This window comes from Streptomyces sp. NPDC001002, from assembly GCF_053599215.1.
Genome location: NZ_JBSFLV010000039.1, coordinates 16,569 through 33,047, shown reverse-complemented (window position 1 = coordinate 33,047; position 16,479 = coordinate 16,569). Strand labels below are relative to the sequence as shown.

Below are 16,479 nucleotides of genomic sequence, written 5' to 3'. Positions count from 1 at the left end.
GCCGTCAGCTGAGCGTGAGCGTCAGAACTCCGGCGTACGAGCCCGGAGGCGTGAACGCCGGTACGTCCAGCGAGAGTCCGGCGTCGACGGTGAACTCACCGCCGGTGACCGTCCCGTCGGGGGCCGCCGCCAGGGTCGCGCCCGAGAGGCCCACCGAACCGGCGGAACCGGCCTGGCAGGTGCTCGGACTGCCGGCCTTGGTGGCGCAGGCCGGGCTCCAACTCAGCTTCCCGGCATCGATCTTGGCGCCGGGACCGGTGAAGTCGGTGACCTTGCCGGTCAGGGACCAGCCCACGGGGCCGCCGCGGTAGTCCTTGACGGTAACGGAGTTCAGGGCCCCGGTGGAGGCCCCGCCCTGACCGAAGTCGACCGCAGACAGCGCCACGGAGTCGCCGGCCTGGGACATGGACAGCGTCCCCGCCTTCACGGTCGTGGTCAGCTTCTGGCTGCCGTCCGGCACGGGTGTCGTGTCGTTGACGAGGTAGGCCGCGGGTCCCGCGCCCTTCTCGGCGTTCCACGCGCTGCCCTCGTAGGCCACGATCCCGGTCGTCGTCTTGTCGTTGACGACGAGCGAGCCGCTGAAGGCGCCGTTGCTGCCGGCGGTGACGGTCGCCGTGTCCGCGGTCTGGGTGGACCCGGAGCGCCCGGCCAGGGTGACGGTCGCGCCCGGCGTGAAGTCGGTGCCGCTCACGGTGACGCTGTCACCGGGGTTCCCGGAGGCCGAACCCAGCGAGATGGCACGGTTGTTGGTGGGATTGGCGTCCGTCGCGGTGACGGTCTGGGAGACCGGCGCGGGCGGGGTGATCACCGTGCAGGGGGTGTCCAGCTCCAGGATGTAGCTGGTGTGGATGTTGTAGTCGCCGGGCGAGAGGGTGATCGCGCCGGGCGCGGTGACCGTGAAGGTGCCGGTCATGGAGAACGACGGGAAGGCGCCGTTGCCGGGCACCGGGTCGTTCTTCTTGGGTCCGGTGACGGTCACGGAACCGGTCTGCGCGCCGCCGAGGGCGACCTTTCCGGTGGGCGTCATGATGTCGGCCGGCAGGGCGATGGCCGTCGGGTTGTTGGCGGCCGGCTTGACCACGGTGTACGTCACCGTGACCGTGTCGCCGACCTTCGGGCTGGTGTTGTCCGCCGAGACGCTGGCGGTGGTGGTGCCGTCGATCGGCGGGATGCCGGCGATGGCGGGCGGGATGCAGTGCGTGCCGAAGTCCACGTTCGTACCCGCTGCCCCGGCCGGACAGGCCAGCGCGCCGCTCGCGGTGACCGCGAGTGCGGTTCCCGCGAGCAGTGACGCCCAACGGCGTCTTCGGTTGTGCGAACCCATGGGTGTGCCCCCTCTTCTCTGTGCTCGCTGGGGGCATTGATGTGCGGATCGCGTGAGAAGTCAATGGAGATGCCGAAACGAACTGATGAGCCGTCAGTTCCTGTGTGGCGCACAGGAACTGACGGATCATCAACTAGCTACATCAGTCGAACACGAACGGCCCCGGCGACTGCGCCGCGGTCGCCGTACACGTGACGTTGATGCCGAAGATGGTCATCTGCAGCGAGCCGCCGAACGCCTCCAGGCTGTCGCCGGAGGCCACGGTGCCGTTGAGCGGACCGACGGTGACGGCGTCGCCGGTGGCCATCGCCGGGTTCTCCGTACCGGTGAAGGCCGTGGTGCCGCCGCTCGCGTTCACCAGGGTGAGCGTGGAGGAGATGGAGTCCTCCGTCAGGTCGATCGGAGCGGTGATCGCGGACGTGACGGTGATGGTGGCCGCCGTGCCGTCCTGGGTCGCCGTGAGGGTGGCCGCGCCGCCGCCGAAGATGCCGCAGTCGGCGTTGATCGTCGCCTCCTGCGGGGTGACGGCGAGGGCGCTGGGCGCGAACGCGAGCGAAGCGGCCGCGAGGGCCCCTACCGCCATCGCCGCACCTGTGGTGATTCGTTTGCCGTTCATGGGGATCCGGCTCCCTTCCCGTGCGGGAATTGCCATGTGGGGATGGATTGGGAGAGTCCGAACGAACCACAGGCGGGCGCGGTGCGGGGCGCCGAGTGGGGGGTGGTGGAGCTGGGTGCCTGAATCTGACGGTCCGTCGGAACTGACGGTTCCATTGATGCGTGAGAGACACGGAGGCGGCAAGGTTGAATTCCGGCCGACTCTGAAAAGAGCGATTTTCAGCCTGCGGTCGCGGTGCCGCGCACGGTTCCGTCGGGTCCGGCCAGCAGTACGGGCGTCCCGGCTCCACCCAGGTCAGCCACCGCCGCGAGATCCTCGTCCGGCACCGCGTCGGCCTCCGTGACGACCGCCGCCGCCTCCAGCGACTTCGCCCCGGAAGCCACCGCCATCGCCACCACCGTCCGCAGCGCGCTCAGCTTCAGTGACCGAAGCTCGACGGTCCCGGCGACATACGTACGGCCGGTGTCGTCCCGTACGGCCGCCCCCTCGGGCACACCGTTGCGGGCCCGCGCGGAGCGGGCCAGGGTGACGATCTTGCGGTCCTCGGGGTCGAGCGCGTTGCTTTCGGTCATGCCCAGAGCATACGAAGCGGCGCCCCCGTCACCCGGCCACGGGGTACCCGCGTCACCCCGCCACGGGGTACATCGCCCCGCGCCGCGCCTGCGGGGAGGCCAGCCACTCCAGCTTGGCCGCGGTGTTCGCCTCGTCCAGCGGGGTGTGCAGCACGATCGTCAGGTCGGGGCGGGCCGGGACCCGCATCGCCGTCGACTCCACGACCAGCAGTCCGGCCAGCGGATGGTCCAGTTCCTTGCGGATCTGCCCGGCGTCCTCGATGTCCCGCTCCGCCCACAGCGCGGCGAACTCCGGGCTGTCCGCGTGCAGTCGGTCCAGCAGCTCCTGGTACCCCTCGTCGTCGGGCCGCGCCGAGGAGGCCGCCCGGAACTGCGCGACGACCGTGCGCGCGTTCTTCTCCCAGCTCTTGGAGCGGGAGCGGTAGAGCGGATCGGTGAAGAAGTCGACCAGGCAGTTCTGCGTGCCCTCCTGCCGCATGCCGAGCACGATCGCGGCGGCCGCGTTGTACTGCACGCAGTTGTAGTACGCGTCCATGATGTGCGCCGGATACGGCATCCACGTGTCGATCAGCCGGCGCAGCCCCTCGCACATGTCCCGCTTCTCCGGGGCCACTTCGGGCACCGGCGGGTTCAGCCCGGCCAGCACGTACAGATGCCGGCGCTCGGTGCCGCTGAGCCGCAGCACCCGGGCCACCGCGTCCAGGACCTGCGGGGAGACCGAGATGTCCCGGCCCTGCTCCAGCCACTGGTACCAGGAGGCGCCCACGCCGGCCAGCACCGCGACCTCCTCGCGGCGCAGCCCCGGGGTACGGCGCCGGGCGCCGCCGTCGGGCAGTCCCGCCTCGGCCGGGCTCACCCGGGCCCGCCTGCTCATCAGGAACTCGCGCAGCTCGGTCCGGCGATGGCTCCTGCCCACGTCCTCAGCCACGTACAGATCCCCCTCTGTCTGGTGGTGCCACCACCACGATAAGTTCCGACTCCCCACGCTTATTCCGGCCGCCCGATGCTCTTGCCATGGCGATCGAGACCACGACCCCGACCACTCCGTCCACCCCTCCGCACGGCACTCCCCGGCTGTCCACGCGGGACAAGCTCGTTCTGTTCGTCCTGTGCGCGGCCCAGTTCATGGTCGCCCTCGACTTCTCCGTCCTCAACGTCGCCCTGCCGGTCCTCGGCCCGGACCTGGGCATGAGCACCTCCGCCCTGCAGTGGGCGGTGACGGCGTTCGCGCTCCCGTCCGGCGGGTTCCTGCTGCTCTTCGGCCGCATCGGCGACCTCTACGGCCGCCGCAAGCTGTTCCTGACCGGGCTCGCGGTGTTCGGCGCGGCCTCGCTGCTGGCCACCTTCGCCTGGGACCCGGCGTCCTTCCTGGCCGGCCGGGCATTGCAGGGGCTGGGCGCGGCGGCGATCTTGCCGACCGGCATGTCCCTGCTGACGACGACCTTCCCGGAGGGCCCGGCCCGCGACCGCGCCCTGGGCATCTCCGGCACGCTGCTCTCGCTGGGCTTCACCGTCGGCATGGTCGCGGGCGGGGTACTGACCGACGCGCTCGGCTGGCGCTCCACGATGGGCCTGCTGTCCGTCTTCGCCCTGATCGTGCTGCCGCTGGCCCCCGGCCTGCTCCCCGAGTCCCGCACCCCGGACCGCCCGCGGCTGGACATCCCCGGCGCGATCACCGTCACCGCGGGCCTGCTGGCCCTGATCTACGCCCTGTCCACGGCCGCCGACCGCGGCTTCGGCGGCGCCGACGTCATCGCCACCCTCGTCGTGGGCGTCCTGCTCCTGACCGCGTTCGTGGCCGTCGAGTCCCGTACCGCCCAGCCCCTGGTCTCTCTTCCGATGCTGCGCCGCCGCACGGTGGCGTGGGGCAACATCGGCGGTCTGGTGACCTTCTCGATGATGTCGACGGTCGTCTTCGTGCTGACCCTGTACTTCCAGGAGGTCCTCGGCCTGTCCGCGTTCGAGACGGGACTGGTCTTCGGGGTCCAGGGCGTCCTGTCGGCGGTGGCGGGCACGTACGCCCCGAAGGTCATCGGCCGGCTCGGCGCCCGCCGTACCCTCGCCCTCTCGCTGGCTGGTCAAGGCGCCCTGGTCGCCGCCCTGTTGGGCCTGAACGCGCACACCTGGTCGGTCTGGCTCGCCACGGCCGCCGTCTCGCTGGCGAGCATGTGCCACCTGGGCGCGATCATCTCCTACGGCGTCACCGTCACCTCGGGCGTCCCGGACGAGGAACAGGGCCTGGCCACCGGTCTGGTGACCTCGACCCAGCAGATCGGCCTCACCGTCGGCATCCCGCTGCTCGGGGTCCTCGCCACGACCTCGGACGATCTGCTGTCCGGTGTGCACACGGTCCTGGCGATCGACTCGGTGATCGTGCTGGCCGCCGCCGCACTGGTCGCGGTGGGGCTGCGGGTCCGCTCAGGGGCGGTCGAGGCGGAGCCGCTCGGCGCGCGGTAGCCCGGCCACCACCAGGTCGTACGAGTCCTCCACGAGCTCCCGGACCACGCGGTCCGGGAGCTCGCCGTCGACCGTGACCGTGTTCCAGTGCCGCTTGTTCATGTGATAGCCGGGGATGATCAGCCCGGGGTACTCCTCCCGCAGCCGCACCGCGTCCTCGGGATCGCACTTGAGGTTCACGGTGAGCGGACTGCCGTCGAGCCGGGTCAGCGCGAACAGCTTCCCGAGCACCTTGAAGACGGACGTCTCGGGGGTGAACGGGAAGTCCTCAACCGCGGCGTTGAAGGAGAGACAGAAGCCACGCAGTTCGTCGGGGGTCATGCGGTCGTTTCCTCTCCGGTCGGCCGTGGCCGGACTTGATCTCGGCGCCGTGCACGTCGAGCACGTCCCCGTGCCCGTCGATGTACACCGTCACCCGCGCCGACTCGTGCTCGACCTCGAAGGGATCGCCGTCCCCGAAGCCGTACGTCTCCACCACGAACGTCTCGCCGGGCTTCAGCCAGTGGTCGCTGCCGTACGGCTCCAGGATCAACTCCAGCATCGCCGTACCGCTGTTGGTCACCCGCATCCGGGCCACCGGTCCGTCGTCGGCCTCCGTCACCTCCGCCCCACTCCCCGTCACTCCTTCGGCTTCGCCTCGGCGTCCGCCGGGTCCACCGGCTCCACCAGGACCGTGACGATCTTGTTGCGACGCCCGGCCGAGTCCTCGGCGGTCAGGCGCAGTTCGCGGCCGTCCGGCAGCTCGACCACGCTGGAGGCGCCGGCGATGGGCACCCGGCCCAGGGCCTTGGCGAGGAGGCCGCCGACGGTCTCGACGTCCTCGTCGTCGTACTCCTCCAGGCCGTACAGCTCGCCCAGATCGGTGATGTCGAGGCGGGCGGTGACGCGGTAGCGGTCGTCGCCGAGGTCCTCCACCGGCGGGAGTTCGCGGTCGTACTCGTCCGTGATCTCGCCGACGATCTCCTCCAGGATGTCCTCGATGGTGACGATGCCGGCCGTGCCGCCGTACTCGTCGATGACGACGGCGACGTGGTTGCGGTCCTGCTGCATCTCGCGCAGCAGGTCGCCCGCGTTCTTCGTGTCGGGCACGAAGGCGGCGGGGCGCATGGCCGTCGACACCAGCTCGCTCTCCGCGTCCCGGCTGATGTGCGTCTTGCGTGCCAGGTCCTTCAGGTACACGATCCCGACGATGTCGTCCTCGCTCTCCCCGGTCACCGGGATGCGCGAGAAACCCGACCGCAGGGCGAGGGTGAGGGCCTGCCGGATCGTCTTGTAGCGCTCGATGACGACGAGGTCGGTCCGCGGGACCATGACCTCCCGTACGAGCGTGTCGCCCAGCTCGAAGACCGAGTGCACCATGCGGCGCTCGTCGTCCTCGATCAGCGACTCCTTCTCGGCGAGGTCGACCAGCGCGCGCAGCTCCGCCTCGGAGGCGAACGGGCCGCGGCGGAAGCCCTTGCCGGGCGTGAGCGCGTTGCCGATGAGGATCAGCAGATACGGGATCGGCCCCATGATCCGGGCGAGCGGCACCAGCACGTACGCCGCCGCGGTGGCCGTGTTCAGCGGATGCTGGCGGCCGATGGTGCGCGGGGAGACCCCGACGGCCACGTACGACACGAGGACCATCACGCCGATCGCGACCAGAAGGGCCCTGGTGGTGCCGGAGAACTCCTGGAGACAGGCGTACGTCACCAGTGCGGCGGCCGCCATCTCGCAGGCCACGCGGACCAGCAGGGCGACGTTCAGATAGCGGGTCGGGTCGGCCGCGACCTGCGCGAGCTTCGCGCTGCCCCGGCGGCCGGACTTGACGGCCTCCTCGGCGCGGAAGCTGGACACGCGCGCGAGGCCCGCCTCCGCGCAGGCGGCGAGCCAGGCGACGACGACCAGCGCGACGGCGCCCGCGACGATCTGCGGGCTCATGAGACGGTCGGGGCCGGAGACGGGCCGGTCATGCCCTTCTCCGCACGCCAGCCGTCCACGATGGCGGCCTGCAGACCGAACATCTCGGCCTTCTCGTCCGGCTCCTCGTGGTCGTAGCCCAGCAGGTGCAACACCCCATGGACGGTGAGCAGTTGGAGCTCCTCGTCCATGGAGTGCTGCGTCGGTGCTTCCTCGCCCTGCTTCTTGGCGACCTCGGGACACAGCACGATGTCCCCGAGCAGCCCCTGCACGGGCTCCTCGTCGTCCTTCGCCGGCGGACGCAGCTCGTCCATCGGGAACGACATCACGTCGGTCGGCCCCGGCAGGTCCATCCACTGGATGTGGAGCTGCTCCATGGCGTCGTCGTCCACGACGATCACCGAGAGCTCGGAGAGCGGGTGGATACGCATCCGCGCGAGCGCGTAGCGGGCGATGTCGAGGATCGCCTGCTCGTCGACCTCGGTTCCGGACTCGTTGTTGACGTCGATCGACATGGTCGTGCTGGTCTACTTCCGCTTGTTACGGGCGCCCTTGTGGGTGCCGTTCTCCGTACCGTTCTCGCTGTCGTACTTCTCGTACGCGTCGACGATACGGCCGACCAGCTTGTGCCGTACGACATCCTGCGACGACAGCCGCGAGAAGTGGACGTCGTCGACCCCTTCGAGGATGTCCTGCACCTGGCGCAGACCGCTCTTGGTGCCGCTCGGCAGGTCGACCTGCGTCACGTCACCGGTGATCACGATCTTCGACTCGAAGCCGAGCCGGGTGAGGAACATCTTCATCTGCTCGGGGCTCGTGTTCTGGGCCTCGTCCAGGATGATGAAGGCGTCGTTGAGCGTACGGCCGCGCATGTACGCCAGCGGGGCCACCTCGATCGTGCCCGCCGCCATCAGCTTCGGGATCGACTCGGGGTCCAGCATGTCGTGCAGCGCGTCGTACAGCGGGCGCAGGTAGGGGTCGATCTTCTCGTAGAGCGTGCCCGGGAGGAAGCCGAGCCGCTCGCCCGCCTCGACCGCGGGGCGGGTGAGGATGATGCGGGTGACCTGCTTGGCCTGCAGGGCCTGCACCGCCTTGGCCATGGCGAGGTAGGTCTTGCCGGTGCCGGCCGGGCCGATGCCGAAGACGATCGTGTGCTTGTCGATCGCGTCGACGTACCGCTTCTGATTCAGGGTCTTGGGGCGGATGGTGCGGCCGCGCGAGGACAGGATGTTCTGCGTGAGGACCTCGGCCGGGGTCTCCTGGCCGTCGCCCTTCCCGTTCTCGCTCGCCCTCAGCATGGCGATCGAGCGTTCCACTGCGTCCTCCGTCATCGGCTGCCCCGTGCGGAGCACCAGCATCATCTCGTCGAACAGGCGCTGGACGAGGGCGACTTCACCGGCGTCGCCGACCGCGTTGATCTCATTGCCCCGGACGTGGATGTCGGCCGCCGGGAAGGCCTTCTCGATCACACGCAGGAGGGCGTCGCCGGAACCCAGCACGGTGACCATCGGGTGCTGGGCAGGGACCGTGAACTGTGCTCTGGCCTGCCCCTGCGCGGGGGTGGGAGCTGTGGGTGTCTGAGTCATGGGCCGGCTCTGTAGGCCTGCGATTCCTCCTCGTCACGGCCGCGTAGCTGAGGGCGGCCTCGCGGTTCCAAGAGTACGTCGGTGCACTGACAACGCCGTAGGGCTTTTCGCGTGTGAGGGCGCCCTGTGTGAAGCGATGAGCCCTGCATGCTCCCCCCGCGCGCGGGAAGAATGCGCTCCGTCACCACTATTCGTGCGCTGCTACGCGCGTTCGATGGCGGCGACGCCCGTCTCACCCGTCCAGATCGTCCGTCCGAATCGCTAGCCCGAATCGCTTGCCCGCATCACCTGCCCGGATCGTCTGCCGGAGAAAGAAGGTAGGCCGTGCTCCTGCGTCTGCCCACGTCCGTGTCCGAGGCACAGCTGTGCCTGAGCGAGGGGGCGATACCCGTCGGTGGTGCCACCCTTGTGTGGGCGGGCTGGCAACGGGACGGCTTCCCCGAACAGGCCGTCTCCCTGCGCGAGGTGCCGGAGGCGAACGTCGTCGGCGCCGAGGAGCTGGGCGCGGCGGTGCTGCTGCACCAGATCGACGAGCGGGTGCCGGAGGTACTGCGGCGGGCGGCGGCCGGGATAGGCACGGGGGCCGTGCGGCGGACCGCGACGGTGGGCGGGAACATCGTCGGCAGCACGCTGCGGTGTCTGCTGCCCGCGGCCCTGGTGCTGGGCGCCCGCGCCCTGGTCCTGACACCGGAGGGCCCGGTCCGCACGGACCTGGCCGAGCTCCTGGCCAAGCAGCCCCTCCTGCTGAGCCTGCACTGGCCCACCCCGATCGCCAGCGGCTACCGCAAGCTGCCCGAGTCGGCGGGCGGCCCCCCGCCCTACGTGGTCGCCTCCGCGGTACACGCCCCCGCGGGCACCGGTGGTCCTGTGCTGCGGGTCGCCGTACGGGAGGGATACGAGGTGCTCAGCGAGGCCCTGCCGTGCGACACGGGTACGGAGGCGGTGCTGGAGGCCTTGGACGGTACGACCCTGGGCGCGCTGCCGGAGCAGGTGCGCGAGGTGGTCCATGAGCAGGTCACGGAGGTGCTGGGGCGGTCCGGGGCCAGCTGACGGGGCCGCCCGCCGGCACTACCCACCCGAGAAACCGGACGCCGTCAGGTCGATCTGCCGAACCCGATCGTCGGTACCGCCCGCCGTAGCGGCCACGGTCTCGCCGCCTCCTCCGGGAGGAGGGTCTCCAGGAAGGCGTACCGCTGGAGGGGCGTCGGGTCCTGGGTCTCGACGGACTGGACCTTGCGCCACCAGGCCGCGATCTCGGACCAGCCGGGTGCCGAGAGGGAGCCGCCGAACTCCTGGACGGACAGGGCCGCGGTGAGGCCGGCGAAGGCGAGGCGGTCCGCGAGCGGCCAGTCCGCCAGGGTGCCGGTGACGAAGCCGGCCACGAAGACGTCACCGGCGCCGGTGGGATCGAGGGCCTCCACGGCGATGGCGGGCACCTCGGCGGTCTCGCCGGTCCGCCGGTCGACCGCGTAGGCGCCCTCCGCACCGAGGGTCACCACCGCGAGCGGCACGTGTTCGGTGAGGGCGTGGGCGGCGGCGCGCGGGGACTTGGCGCCGGTGTAGCGCATGGCCTCCTCCGCGTTCGGCAGGAAGGCCTCGCAGTGTTCGAGGTCGGGCAGGCCGGCCAGGTCCCAGGCGCCGGTGTCGTCCCAGCCGACGTCGGCGAAGACGCGGGTGCCCCGGCGCGCGGCCTCGGCGATCCAGGGGGCGTGCTCGCCGGGCGTGAGGGAGGCGACGGCGGCACGCGCGCGGGGCGGGCTGTCCAGGACGCCGGTCTTGGCGACGGCCACGGCCTCGGGGGGCGGCTCGTGGCCGTGGGAGACCATCGTGCGCTCGCCCTCGTACGCCATGGAGACGGTGACCGGGGAGTGCCAGCCGGGGACCGTGCGGGAGGTGGAGAGGTCGATGTGCTCGCCCTGCTCCAGGGCGTCCCAGCAGTACTCCCCGTAGTGGTCGTCGCCGAAGGCCGCCGCGAGGGACGTGCGCAGGCCGAGGCGTGCCAGGGCGGTGGCCATGTTGGCGACGCCGCCGGGGCTCGAACCCATCCCGCGCGCCCAGGACTCGGTGCCGCGCACGGGGGCGGTCTCCAGGCCGGTGAAGACGATGTCGAGGAAGACCGTGCCCGTGAGGTACACGTCCCAGGGCGGATCGTCCGGTGCGCGCACGGCGGCCAGCGGGTCGACCTCGGCCTGACACTGCGGTCCCGAGACGACGGGTGAGGGTCCCTTCCCATTGGGCGCGATCACGGTGCACTCCCTGACATGGTGCGGATCAGGCCAGTGTGCACCACACCACCGACAACCGGCCGTCGCCGCAGCCCCGCCCGTGGGTCGCGCCGGTGAGGGGAGCCGCAGGTCCACCGCGTGCCGACGCGCCGTCACCACGATCGCGCCGGGCCACCGCCCGCGTCCGGATCCGGCCGCCCCGACCCGGACCTCACCTTCGACACCGACCCGACCCTGCCCGGCGGCTACCAGCGAGGCACGCTCGGCGTCTCCCACCCCGGTTCCGCGACCCGCATCGCCGCCGCGTCGTCCCGCTCGCGCAGCGACCCGTCGTCGTCGAGCCACCGCCGGTGCAGCAACTCCAGCTTGTCGTGGTCGAGTTGGACGCCGAGGCCGGGCGCGTCGGAGACGGTGACCTTGCCGCCCTCGAAGGTGAGGCGCTCGGTGAGGACGTCCTCGGACTGCCAGGGGTAGTGGGAGTCGCAGGCGTGGTGGAGGTTGGGGACGGTGGACGCGACATGGGTCATCGCGGCCAGGCTGATCCCCAGGTGCGTGTTGGAGTGCATGGACACCCCGACGCCGAACGTGCGGCAGACGGCGGCGAGTTGCTGGGTGTTGCGCAGGCCGCCCCAGTAGTGGTGGTCGGAGAGGACGACCTGGACGGCGTCCCGCGAGAACGCCTCCCTGATCTCGGCGAAGGTCGTCACGCACATGTTGGTGGCCAGCGGCACGTCGGTCCCGGCGGACACCTCGGCCATGGCCGGCGTACCGAGCGCGGGATCCTCCAGGTACTCCAGGAGGCCGCCCACCTCCTGCGCCACCTTGAGCGAAGTCGCCACGGACCAGGCGCCGTTGGGGTCGAGCCGCAGCGGATGCCCGGGGAAGGCCTCGGCCAACGCCCGTACGGCGGCGACCTCTTCGTCCGGCGGGAAGACCCCGCCCTTGAGCTTGAACGAGGTGAACCCGTACCGCTCCTTGAACTTCCGCGCCTGCTCGACGACCCCCGCCGGATCGACCGCGGCACCCCAGTCGTCCTTCTCGCAGGCCACGCCCGCCGGATGGTCGGCCCACTTGTAGAACAGGTACGCGCTGTACTCGACGGCGTCCCGCACCTTGCCCCCGAGCAGCGCGTGCACGGGCAGGCCGAGCGTCTTGCCGAGGGCGTCGAGGCAGGCCACCTCGAAGCCGGAGACGACGGACAGACGCAGCTTGTCGGCGGTCTGGACCCCGCGCAGTCCGCCCACGTCGACCTGCGCGGAGACCCGGGAGTCGTCCACGGAGACCTCGTCGGCGATCGTGAACAGCCCGTTCAGATCCGTGACCTGACGGCCCTTCAGTTTCTCGGCGAACGGCCGGGCCAGCTCCAGGTACTTGGTGTCGCCGTACGTCTCGCCGACGCCGGTGATCCCGTCGGCCGTCTCCACCTCGACGATCAGCCGGGGGGTGTACGGCTGGTGCACGCCCTGTGTGTTGAGCAGGGGCGGGTCGGCGATGAGGATCGGGGTGAGCCGGACGTCGGTGATGGTGAGGTTCACAGGGCGGCTCCTACGAGGTCGAGGCCGGCCGCGAGGAGGGCCTTGAGGTCGGCCAGGTCGGCGGCCGAGGGGTCGGTGAGCGGGGCGCGGACCGGACCGACGGGACGGCCACGCAGCCGGGCCGCCGCCTTGACCAGCGAGACGGCGTATCCCGGTACCCGGTCGCGGAGTTCGACGAGCGGGACGTAGAAGTCGCGCAGCAGTTTGTCGACCGTGCCGTCGTCGCCGGTGCTCAGGGCGGCGAAGAAGGCGTTCGCGATCTCGGGGGCGAAGGCGTGCACGGCGGAGGAGTAGGCGGGGACGCCGACGGTGGCGTAGGCGCGGGCCTGGATCTCGGCGGTGGAGGCGCCGTTGAAGAAGAGGAAGTCCTCGGGGGCGGCCAGGGTGAGGCGCTGGAGGCGGTCGAGGTCGCTGTGGCCGTCCTTGAGGCCGATGACGCCGGGGATCTCGGTGATCCGCCTGAACGCGTCCATGCCGAAGGCGACTTGGCCGCGCTGGTAGGCGATGAGCGGCAGCGAGGTGCGGGCGGCGATCCGCTCCAGCTGGGCGACCAGGCCGTCCTGCGGGGCGGCGACGAGGTAGTGCGGCAGGACCAGGAGGGCGTCGGCGCCGGCCTCCTCGGCGATGCGGGCGAACCGTACGGCCTGCGCCCAGCCGTAGCCGACGCCGGCCACCACGGGCAGTCGGCCGGCCGCCTCCTCGACCGTGACGGCGACGACCCGGCGGTACTCGTCCTCGTCCAGCGAGAAGAACTCGCCGGTGCCGCAGGCCGGGAAGACGGCGCCGGGGGCGGCGGCGATCTGCGCCGCGACATGCGCGCGGAAGCCGTCCGGGTCGAGCGAGCCGTCCTCGTGGAAGGAGGTGAGCGGGAAGGAGAGCACACCGCCCGTCATCCCGTCCCGCAGCCTGCGCACCACGGTCTCCGTTGCGCCGTTCACCTTGGACACCTGAGGCCATCTCCCCATGTAGACGTTATCCACGTATGAAGACAGAGATTAGATACGCGAACAGCGACCGTCAATGGGGCGCTCACGCTCGCTACGATCGGCGCATGTCAGAGCCCGGTGGCGTTCGCGAGGTGAAGTCCGCCGCCCGCACGGTCGAGCTGCTCGAACTGCTCGCCGCGCGCGGCGACCGTCCCGCGCGCCTCCAGGAACTCGCCGACGAGCTGGGCGTGCCGCGCAGCTCGATGTACGCGCTGCTCCAGACCCTGATCAGCCGCGGCTGGGTCCGTACCGACGTCACCGGTTCGCTCTACGGCATCGGCATCCACGCCCTGCTCACCGGCACCAGCTACCTCGACTCCGACCCGCGCGTGCGGGCCGTACGCCCGTATCTCGACGAGGCCTCCGTGGCGCTCGGCGAGACGATCCACATGGGGCGCCTCGACGGCCGGGACGTGGCGTATCTCGCGACCCGGGAGTCGCACGAGTACCTGCGCACGATCCTGCGGGTCGGACGGCGGCTGCCGGCGCACGTGGGCGCGCTGGGCAAGGCACTGCTGGCCCAGCGCCCGGACGAGGAACTGCCCGAGGGCCCGTACGAGGCCCTCACCCCCAACACCCGCACCACCCGAGAGTCCCTCGCCTCCGACCTCGCCCTGATCCGCGCCCGCGGCTACTCGATCGACCGCGAGGAGGGCGTCCTCGGCATCGTCGGCTTCGGCTTCGCCCTGCGCTACGACGACCCGGCCCAGGACGCGATCAGCTGCGCGGTGCCGGTGGCCCGGCTGACCTCGGAGCACGAGGAGCGGATCGTGACGGTGATGCGGGAGATCAGGGAGAAGATCGAGTCCATGGCACCGGGCACGGGAGGCGCGGTGCACTGGCGTTAGCGCCGGTAAGACAGGCCGAGTTCACCTCGGCGCCGCTCTCCGCTACCCGACCTCCCCCACCCCAAACGCAACGTGCGCCACATCACACATCCCGGGCTTCTTTCCGGAACCGCGTGCTTGATACAAATTCCTCGCGCGTTCCTGTCCGTCGACGGCCTGCGCCCAACCCCCTTCTTGAGCCGCTTCTTTCGCATGCCCTGGGAACGCCCGTGTTCGCCCCCCGCACCATCGCCTGGCCCCTCGTCGCCCTTTTCACGGCCGGGTACCTCGCTCCCTACCTCCTCCCGACCACCGTCGGCCGCCTGGACTCCGGGCTGCCGCTGAGCGCCACGCAGGCCGGCGCCCTCGGCAGCGCGCTGCTGCTGAGCTCGGCCGCCGCCGGCTTCGTCCTCGCCTCCCGCGTCGACCGCGTCGGCCCCCGCACCCTCGCCCGCATCGGCCTCGCCCTCGCCGTCCTCGGCTACGGCACCGCCGCCCTCACCACCGCCGTCCCGGCAGTCGTCGTGGGCGCGCTGATCGGCGGATTCGGCTCCGGTACGGCCACCACGGTCGCCGCCACCGGCATCGCCGCCCAGCCCGATCCGCACCGCACCACCACGGTCGGCCTGCTCGGCGTCTCCGCACTCGCCGGCGCGGTCTACCTCACGGTCCCGCACCTCGGCCCCGGCCACGGCCAACCCCTCGCCGCGATCGCCCTGACCGCACTGCTCGTCTGGCCGCTCACCGCCCGCCTCCCCCTGCGCACGGCGACCACCCACGCCGTGCTCGACGGCAGCCGCCTCCCCCACTTCCGCGCGGGACTGCTCCTCGCCGTCACCATGCCCTGCTGGTCCCTCGTGCAGAACTCCCTGTGGGGCGTCAGCGGCCGGATCGGCCTGGACCAGGCCCGGTTGACGGAGACCACCGTCGGCGCGGTCTTCGCGGTGGCGCTCGGCGCGGGCCTGTTCGGCGTGACGGTCGCGGGCGCCCTCGGCCCCCGCCTGGGCCGCGCGCTGCCCATCGGCGCCGGTACGGCCGTCATCTCGCTCTGCATCCTGCTGAGCGCGTCCGCGACCGACCTCACGACCTTCGCGACCGGCGAGATCGCCTGGAACCTCCTCTACCCGGTCGTCCTTTCGTACGTCATCGGCCTCGCCGCCTCCCTCGACCCCCGCGGCCGCTGGGCCGTCCTGGTCGGCTCGGCGTCCTCACTGGGGACGGCCGCGGGCCCGCTGGCGGGAAGCGTGCTGGCCGCGCGGGCCGGGTTCCCGGCGATGGGGGCGATCCTGGCGGTCGGACTGCTGGTGATCGCCGTACCGATGACGGCGGTCGCGCTGGGCTTCGGGAGACGTCAACTGCCGGTCGTGGAGATCCCGGTGGAGACGATCTCCGTGGACGCGCCCGTCCCGCACGCGTACGACACGACGCCGGCCGCCTAGAACACGTAGGTCTAGAACTCGTACGCGTCGACCTCGGCCAGGTATCGGGCCCGCAGCTCCTCGTCGTCCTCCAGGAAGGACGCGACGAACGAGTTGCGGGCCAGCTCGCGCAACCGGTCCTCGCCGAGACCCAGCGCCGAGCGCACCGCGTCGAAGTTGTCGCCCGCGTAGCCGCCGAAGTAGGCGGGGTCGTCGGAGTTGACCGTGCAGAGCAGACCGGCGTCGAGCATGGCGGGCAGCGGGTGCTCGGCGAGCACGTCCACCGCGCGCAGCCGGACGTTGGAGAGCGGGCACAGGGTCAGCGGGATCCGGTCCCTGACCAGGCGGGCGACGAGTGCCTTGTCCTCCATGCAGCGCAACCCGTGGTCGATCCGCTCGACGCCGAGGACGTCCAGGGCCTCGGTGATGTACTCCGGCGGGCCCTCCTCACCGGCGTGCGCGACCCGTCGTAGACCGAGGGCGGCGGCGGCCTCGTAGACCTCGCGGAACTTCACCGGCGGGTGACCGACCTCCGCCGAGTCGAGGCCGATGCCGACGATCCGGTCGAGGTACGGCTTCGCGGCCTCCAGCGTCTCCAAGGCCGACTCGGCGGACTGGTCGCGCAGGAAGCACAGGATGAGGCGGGTGGAGACGCCGTGGTGCGCCTCGCTGCTCCCCAGCGCCCGCCACAGGCCGTTCACCACCGTGCCCATGTCCACGCCCCGCGCGAGGTGCGCCTGCGGGTCGAAGAAGATCTCCGCGTGCCGTACGCCCTGCGCGGCGGCGCGGGCGAGATAGGCGTTCGCAAGGTCCTCGAAGTCGCGCTCGGTGCGCAGGACCGCCATCAGCTCGTAGTAGAGGTTCAGGAAGGTCTGGAGGTCGTCGAAGAGGTACGCCTTGCGGAGCTCTTCCGTGTCCGCGTAGGGCAGCTCGACGCCGTTGCGGGCGGCGAGGGAGAAGGCGAGCTCCGGCTCCAGGGTGCCTTCGATGTGCAGGTGCAGTTCGGCTTTGGGGAGAGGCATCGAAGTATCGTA

General features: G+C 71.2%; 17 protein-coding genes. 4 read left to right on the top strand and 13 right to left on the bottom strand.

From position 1 onward, the window contains the following. Window positions 1–4 precede the first annotated feature (4 nt). From ACWDR3_RS19485 to ACWDR3_RS19470, 4 genes are all read right to left on the bottom strand, one after another. Window positions 5–1,324: a beta-xylosidase gene (locus ACWDR3_RS19485; protein WP_450353736.1), complete on the bottom strand. Its 1,320-nt coding sequence runs from the start codon at window positions 1,322–1,324 to the stop codon at window positions 5–7. 142 nt (window positions 1,325–1,466) lie between these two features. Next, a complete protein-coding gene (locus ACWDR3_RS19480; protein ID WP_450353735.1) occupies window positions 1,467–1,940 on the bottom strand; it encodes a hypothetical protein in 474 nt (157 codons plus the stop codon). A gap of 218 nt (window positions 1,941–2,158) precedes the next feature. Next, complete coding sequence (locus tag ACWDR3_RS19475) at window positions 2,159–2,512, bottom strand: cytidine deaminase (RefSeq protein WP_450353734.1); 354 nt, start codon at window positions 2,510–2,512, stop codon at window positions 2,159–2,161. Window positions 2,513–2,564: 52 nt separating this feature from the next. Next, complete coding sequence (locus tag ACWDR3_RS19470; protein ID WP_124000428.1) at window positions 2,565–3,386, bottom strand: helix-turn-helix transcriptional regulator; 822 nt, start codon at window positions 3,384–3,386, stop codon at window positions 2,565–2,567. A gap of 140 nt (window positions 3,387–3,526) precedes the next feature. On the opposite strand from ACWDR3_RS19470, the gene ACWDR3_RS19465 reads away from it, so the two are divergent. Then, window positions 3,527–4,969, top strand: a complete 1,443-nt coding sequence (locus tag ACWDR3_RS19465) for an MFS transporter (protein WP_450353733.1) — start codon at window positions 3,527–3,529, stop codon at window positions 4,967–4,969. Here the strand turns inward: ACWDR3_RS19465 and ACWDR3_RS19460 are convergent. Genes ACWDR3_RS19460 through ACWDR3_RS19440 form a run of 5 tightly spaced genes read right to left on the bottom strand, consistent with a single transcriptional unit; the run spans window position 4,931 to window position 8,454 of the window. Further along, window positions 4,931–5,290 (bottom strand): MmcQ/YjbR family DNA-binding protein, encoded by a 360-nt coding sequence (locus ACWDR3_RS19460; RefSeq protein WP_450353732.1) that lies wholly within the window; start codon window positions 5,288–5,290, stop codon window positions 4,931–4,933. The genes ACWDR3_RS19465 and ACWDR3_RS19460 overlap by 39 nt on opposite strands. Beyond that, window positions 5,238–5,570, bottom strand: coding sequence for a hypothetical protein (locus tag ACWDR3_RS19455; protein ID WP_450353731.1), 333 nt, complete (start codon window positions 5,568–5,570; stop codon window positions 5,238–5,240). Before ACWDR3_RS19455 ends, ACWDR3_RS19460 begins: the two co-directional genes overlap by 53 nt. Window positions 5,571–5,587: 17 nt before the next feature. Further along, window positions 5,588–6,889, bottom strand: a complete 1,302-nt coding sequence (locus tag ACWDR3_RS19450; RefSeq protein ID WP_450353730.1) for a hemolysin family protein — start codon at window positions 6,887–6,889, stop codon at window positions 5,588–5,590. Beyond that, window positions 6,886–7,383 (bottom strand): rRNA maturation RNase YbeY, encoded by a 498-nt coding sequence (ybeY, locus tag ACWDR3_RS19445; protein WP_450353729.1) that lies wholly within the window; start codon window positions 7,381–7,383, stop codon window positions 6,886–6,888. Before ybeY ends, ACWDR3_RS19450 begins: the two co-directional genes overlap by 4 nt. 12 nt (window positions 7,384–7,395) lie before the next feature. Then, window positions 7,396–8,454 carry a PhoH family protein gene (locus ACWDR3_RS19440; RefSeq protein WP_123999880.1) on the bottom strand — a complete coding sequence of 353 codons (1,059 nt, stop codon included), beginning with the start codon at window positions 8,452–8,454 and terminating at the stop codon, window positions 7,396–7,398. 324 nt (window positions 8,455–8,778) lie between these two features. Here ACWDR3_RS19440 and ACWDR3_RS19435 point away from each other — a divergent pair, with 324 nt between their 5' ends. Further along, entirely contained in the window at window positions 8,779–9,504 is a 726-nt protein-coding gene (locus ACWDR3_RS19435) for an FAD binding domain-containing protein (RefSeq protein ID WP_450353728.1), read from the top strand. A 44-nt stretch (window positions 9,505–9,548) separates the two neighbouring features. Here ACWDR3_RS19435 and ACWDR3_RS19430 read toward each other — a convergent pair whose 3' ends face one another. The 3 genes from ACWDR3_RS19430 to ACWDR3_RS19420 form a co-directional block, all read right to left on the bottom strand. After that, on the bottom strand, window positions 9,549–10,700 hold the full coding sequence (locus tag ACWDR3_RS19430) for a carbohydrate kinase family protein (RefSeq protein WP_450353727.1): 1,152 nt from the start codon (window positions 10,698–10,700) through the stop codon (window positions 9,549–9,551). Window positions 10,701–10,924: 224 nt separating this feature from the next. Further along, window positions 10,925–12,214 carry a glucarate dehydratase family protein gene (locus ACWDR3_RS19425; protein ID WP_450353726.1) on the bottom strand — a complete coding sequence of 430 codons (1,290 nt, stop codon included), beginning with the start codon at window positions 12,212–12,214 and terminating at the stop codon, window positions 10,925–10,927. Continuing rightward, window positions 12,211–13,179, bottom strand: coding sequence for a 5-dehydro-4-deoxyglucarate dehydratase (locus ACWDR3_RS19420; protein ID WP_450353725.1), 969 nt, complete (start codon window positions 13,177–13,179; stop codon window positions 12,211–12,213). The genes ACWDR3_RS19425 and ACWDR3_RS19420 overlap by 4 nt, the downstream gene beginning before the upstream one ends. A gap of 86 nt (window positions 13,180–13,265) precedes the next feature. Between ACWDR3_RS19420 and ACWDR3_RS19415 the strand changes: the two genes are divergently transcribed. Both ACWDR3_RS19415 and ACWDR3_RS19410 read left to right on the top strand, forming a co-directional pair. Beyond that, window positions 13,266–14,048, top strand: coding sequence for an IclR family transcriptional regulator (locus tag ACWDR3_RS19415; protein WP_450353724.1), 783 nt, complete (start codon window positions 13,266–13,268; stop codon window positions 14,046–14,048). 209 nt (window positions 14,049–14,257) lie between these two features. After that, window positions 14,258–15,466 carry an MFS transporter gene (locus ACWDR3_RS19410; protein ID WP_450353723.1) on the top strand — a complete coding sequence of 403 codons (1,209 nt, stop codon included), beginning with the start codon at window positions 14,258–14,260 and terminating at the stop codon, window positions 15,464–15,466. Window positions 15,467–15,477: 11 nt separating this feature from the next. Here ACWDR3_RS19410 and ACWDR3_RS19405 read toward each other — a convergent pair whose 3' ends face one another. Beyond that, window positions 15,478–16,467: an adenosine deaminase gene (locus tag ACWDR3_RS19405; protein ID WP_450353722.1), complete on the bottom strand. Its 990-nt coding sequence runs from the start codon at window positions 16,465–16,467 to the stop codon at window positions 15,478–15,480. Between the last annotated feature and the right edge of the window lie 12 nt (window positions 16,468–16,479).

Coding starts and splice junctions, on each gene's coding strand:
- ACWDR3_RS19485 (WP_450353736.1), bottom strand. CDS start 1,324: ATGGGTTCGCACAACCGAAGACGCCGTTGGGCGTCACTGCTCGCGGGA.
- ACWDR3_RS19480 (WP_450353735.1), bottom strand. CDS start 1,940: ATGAACGGCAAACGAATCACCACAGGTGCGGCGATGGCGGTAGGGGCC.
- ACWDR3_RS19475 (WP_450353734.1), bottom strand. CDS start 2,512: ATGACCGAAAGCAACGCGCTCGACCCCGAGGACCGCAAGATCGTCACC.
- ACWDR3_RS19470 (WP_124000428.1), bottom strand. CDS start 3,386: ATGAGCAGGCGGGCCCGGGTGAGCCCGGCCGAGGCGGGACTGCCCGAC.
- ACWDR3_RS19465 (WP_450353733.1), top strand. CDS start 3,527: ATGGCGATCGAGACCACGACCCCGACCACTCCGTCCACCCCTCCGCAC.
- ACWDR3_RS19460 (WP_450353732.1), bottom strand. CDS start 5,290: ATGACCCCCGACGAACTGCGTGGCTTCTGTCTCTCCTTCAACGCCGCG.
- ACWDR3_RS19450 (WP_450353730.1), bottom strand. CDS start 6,889: ATGAGCCCGCAGATCGTCGCGGGCGCCGTCGCGCTGGTCGTCGTCGCC.
- ybeY (WP_450353729.1), bottom strand. CDS start 7,383: ATGTCGATCGACGTCAACAACGAGTCCGGAACCGAGGTCGACGAGCAG.
- ACWDR3_RS19440 (WP_123999880.1), bottom strand. CDS start 8,454: ATGACTCAGACACCCACAGCTCCCACCCCCGCGCAGGGGCAGGCCAGA.
- ACWDR3_RS19420 (WP_450353725.1), bottom strand. CDS start 13,179: ATGGGGAGATGGCCTCAGGTGTCCAAGGTGAACGGCGCAACGGAGACC.
- ACWDR3_RS19415 (WP_450353724.1), top strand. CDS start 13,266: ATGTCAGAGCCCGGTGGCGTTCGCGAGGTGAAGTCCGCCGCCCGCACG.
- ACWDR3_RS19405 (WP_450353722.1), bottom strand. CDS start 16,467: ATGCCTCTCCCCAAAGCCGAACTGCACCTGCACATCGAAGGCACCCTG.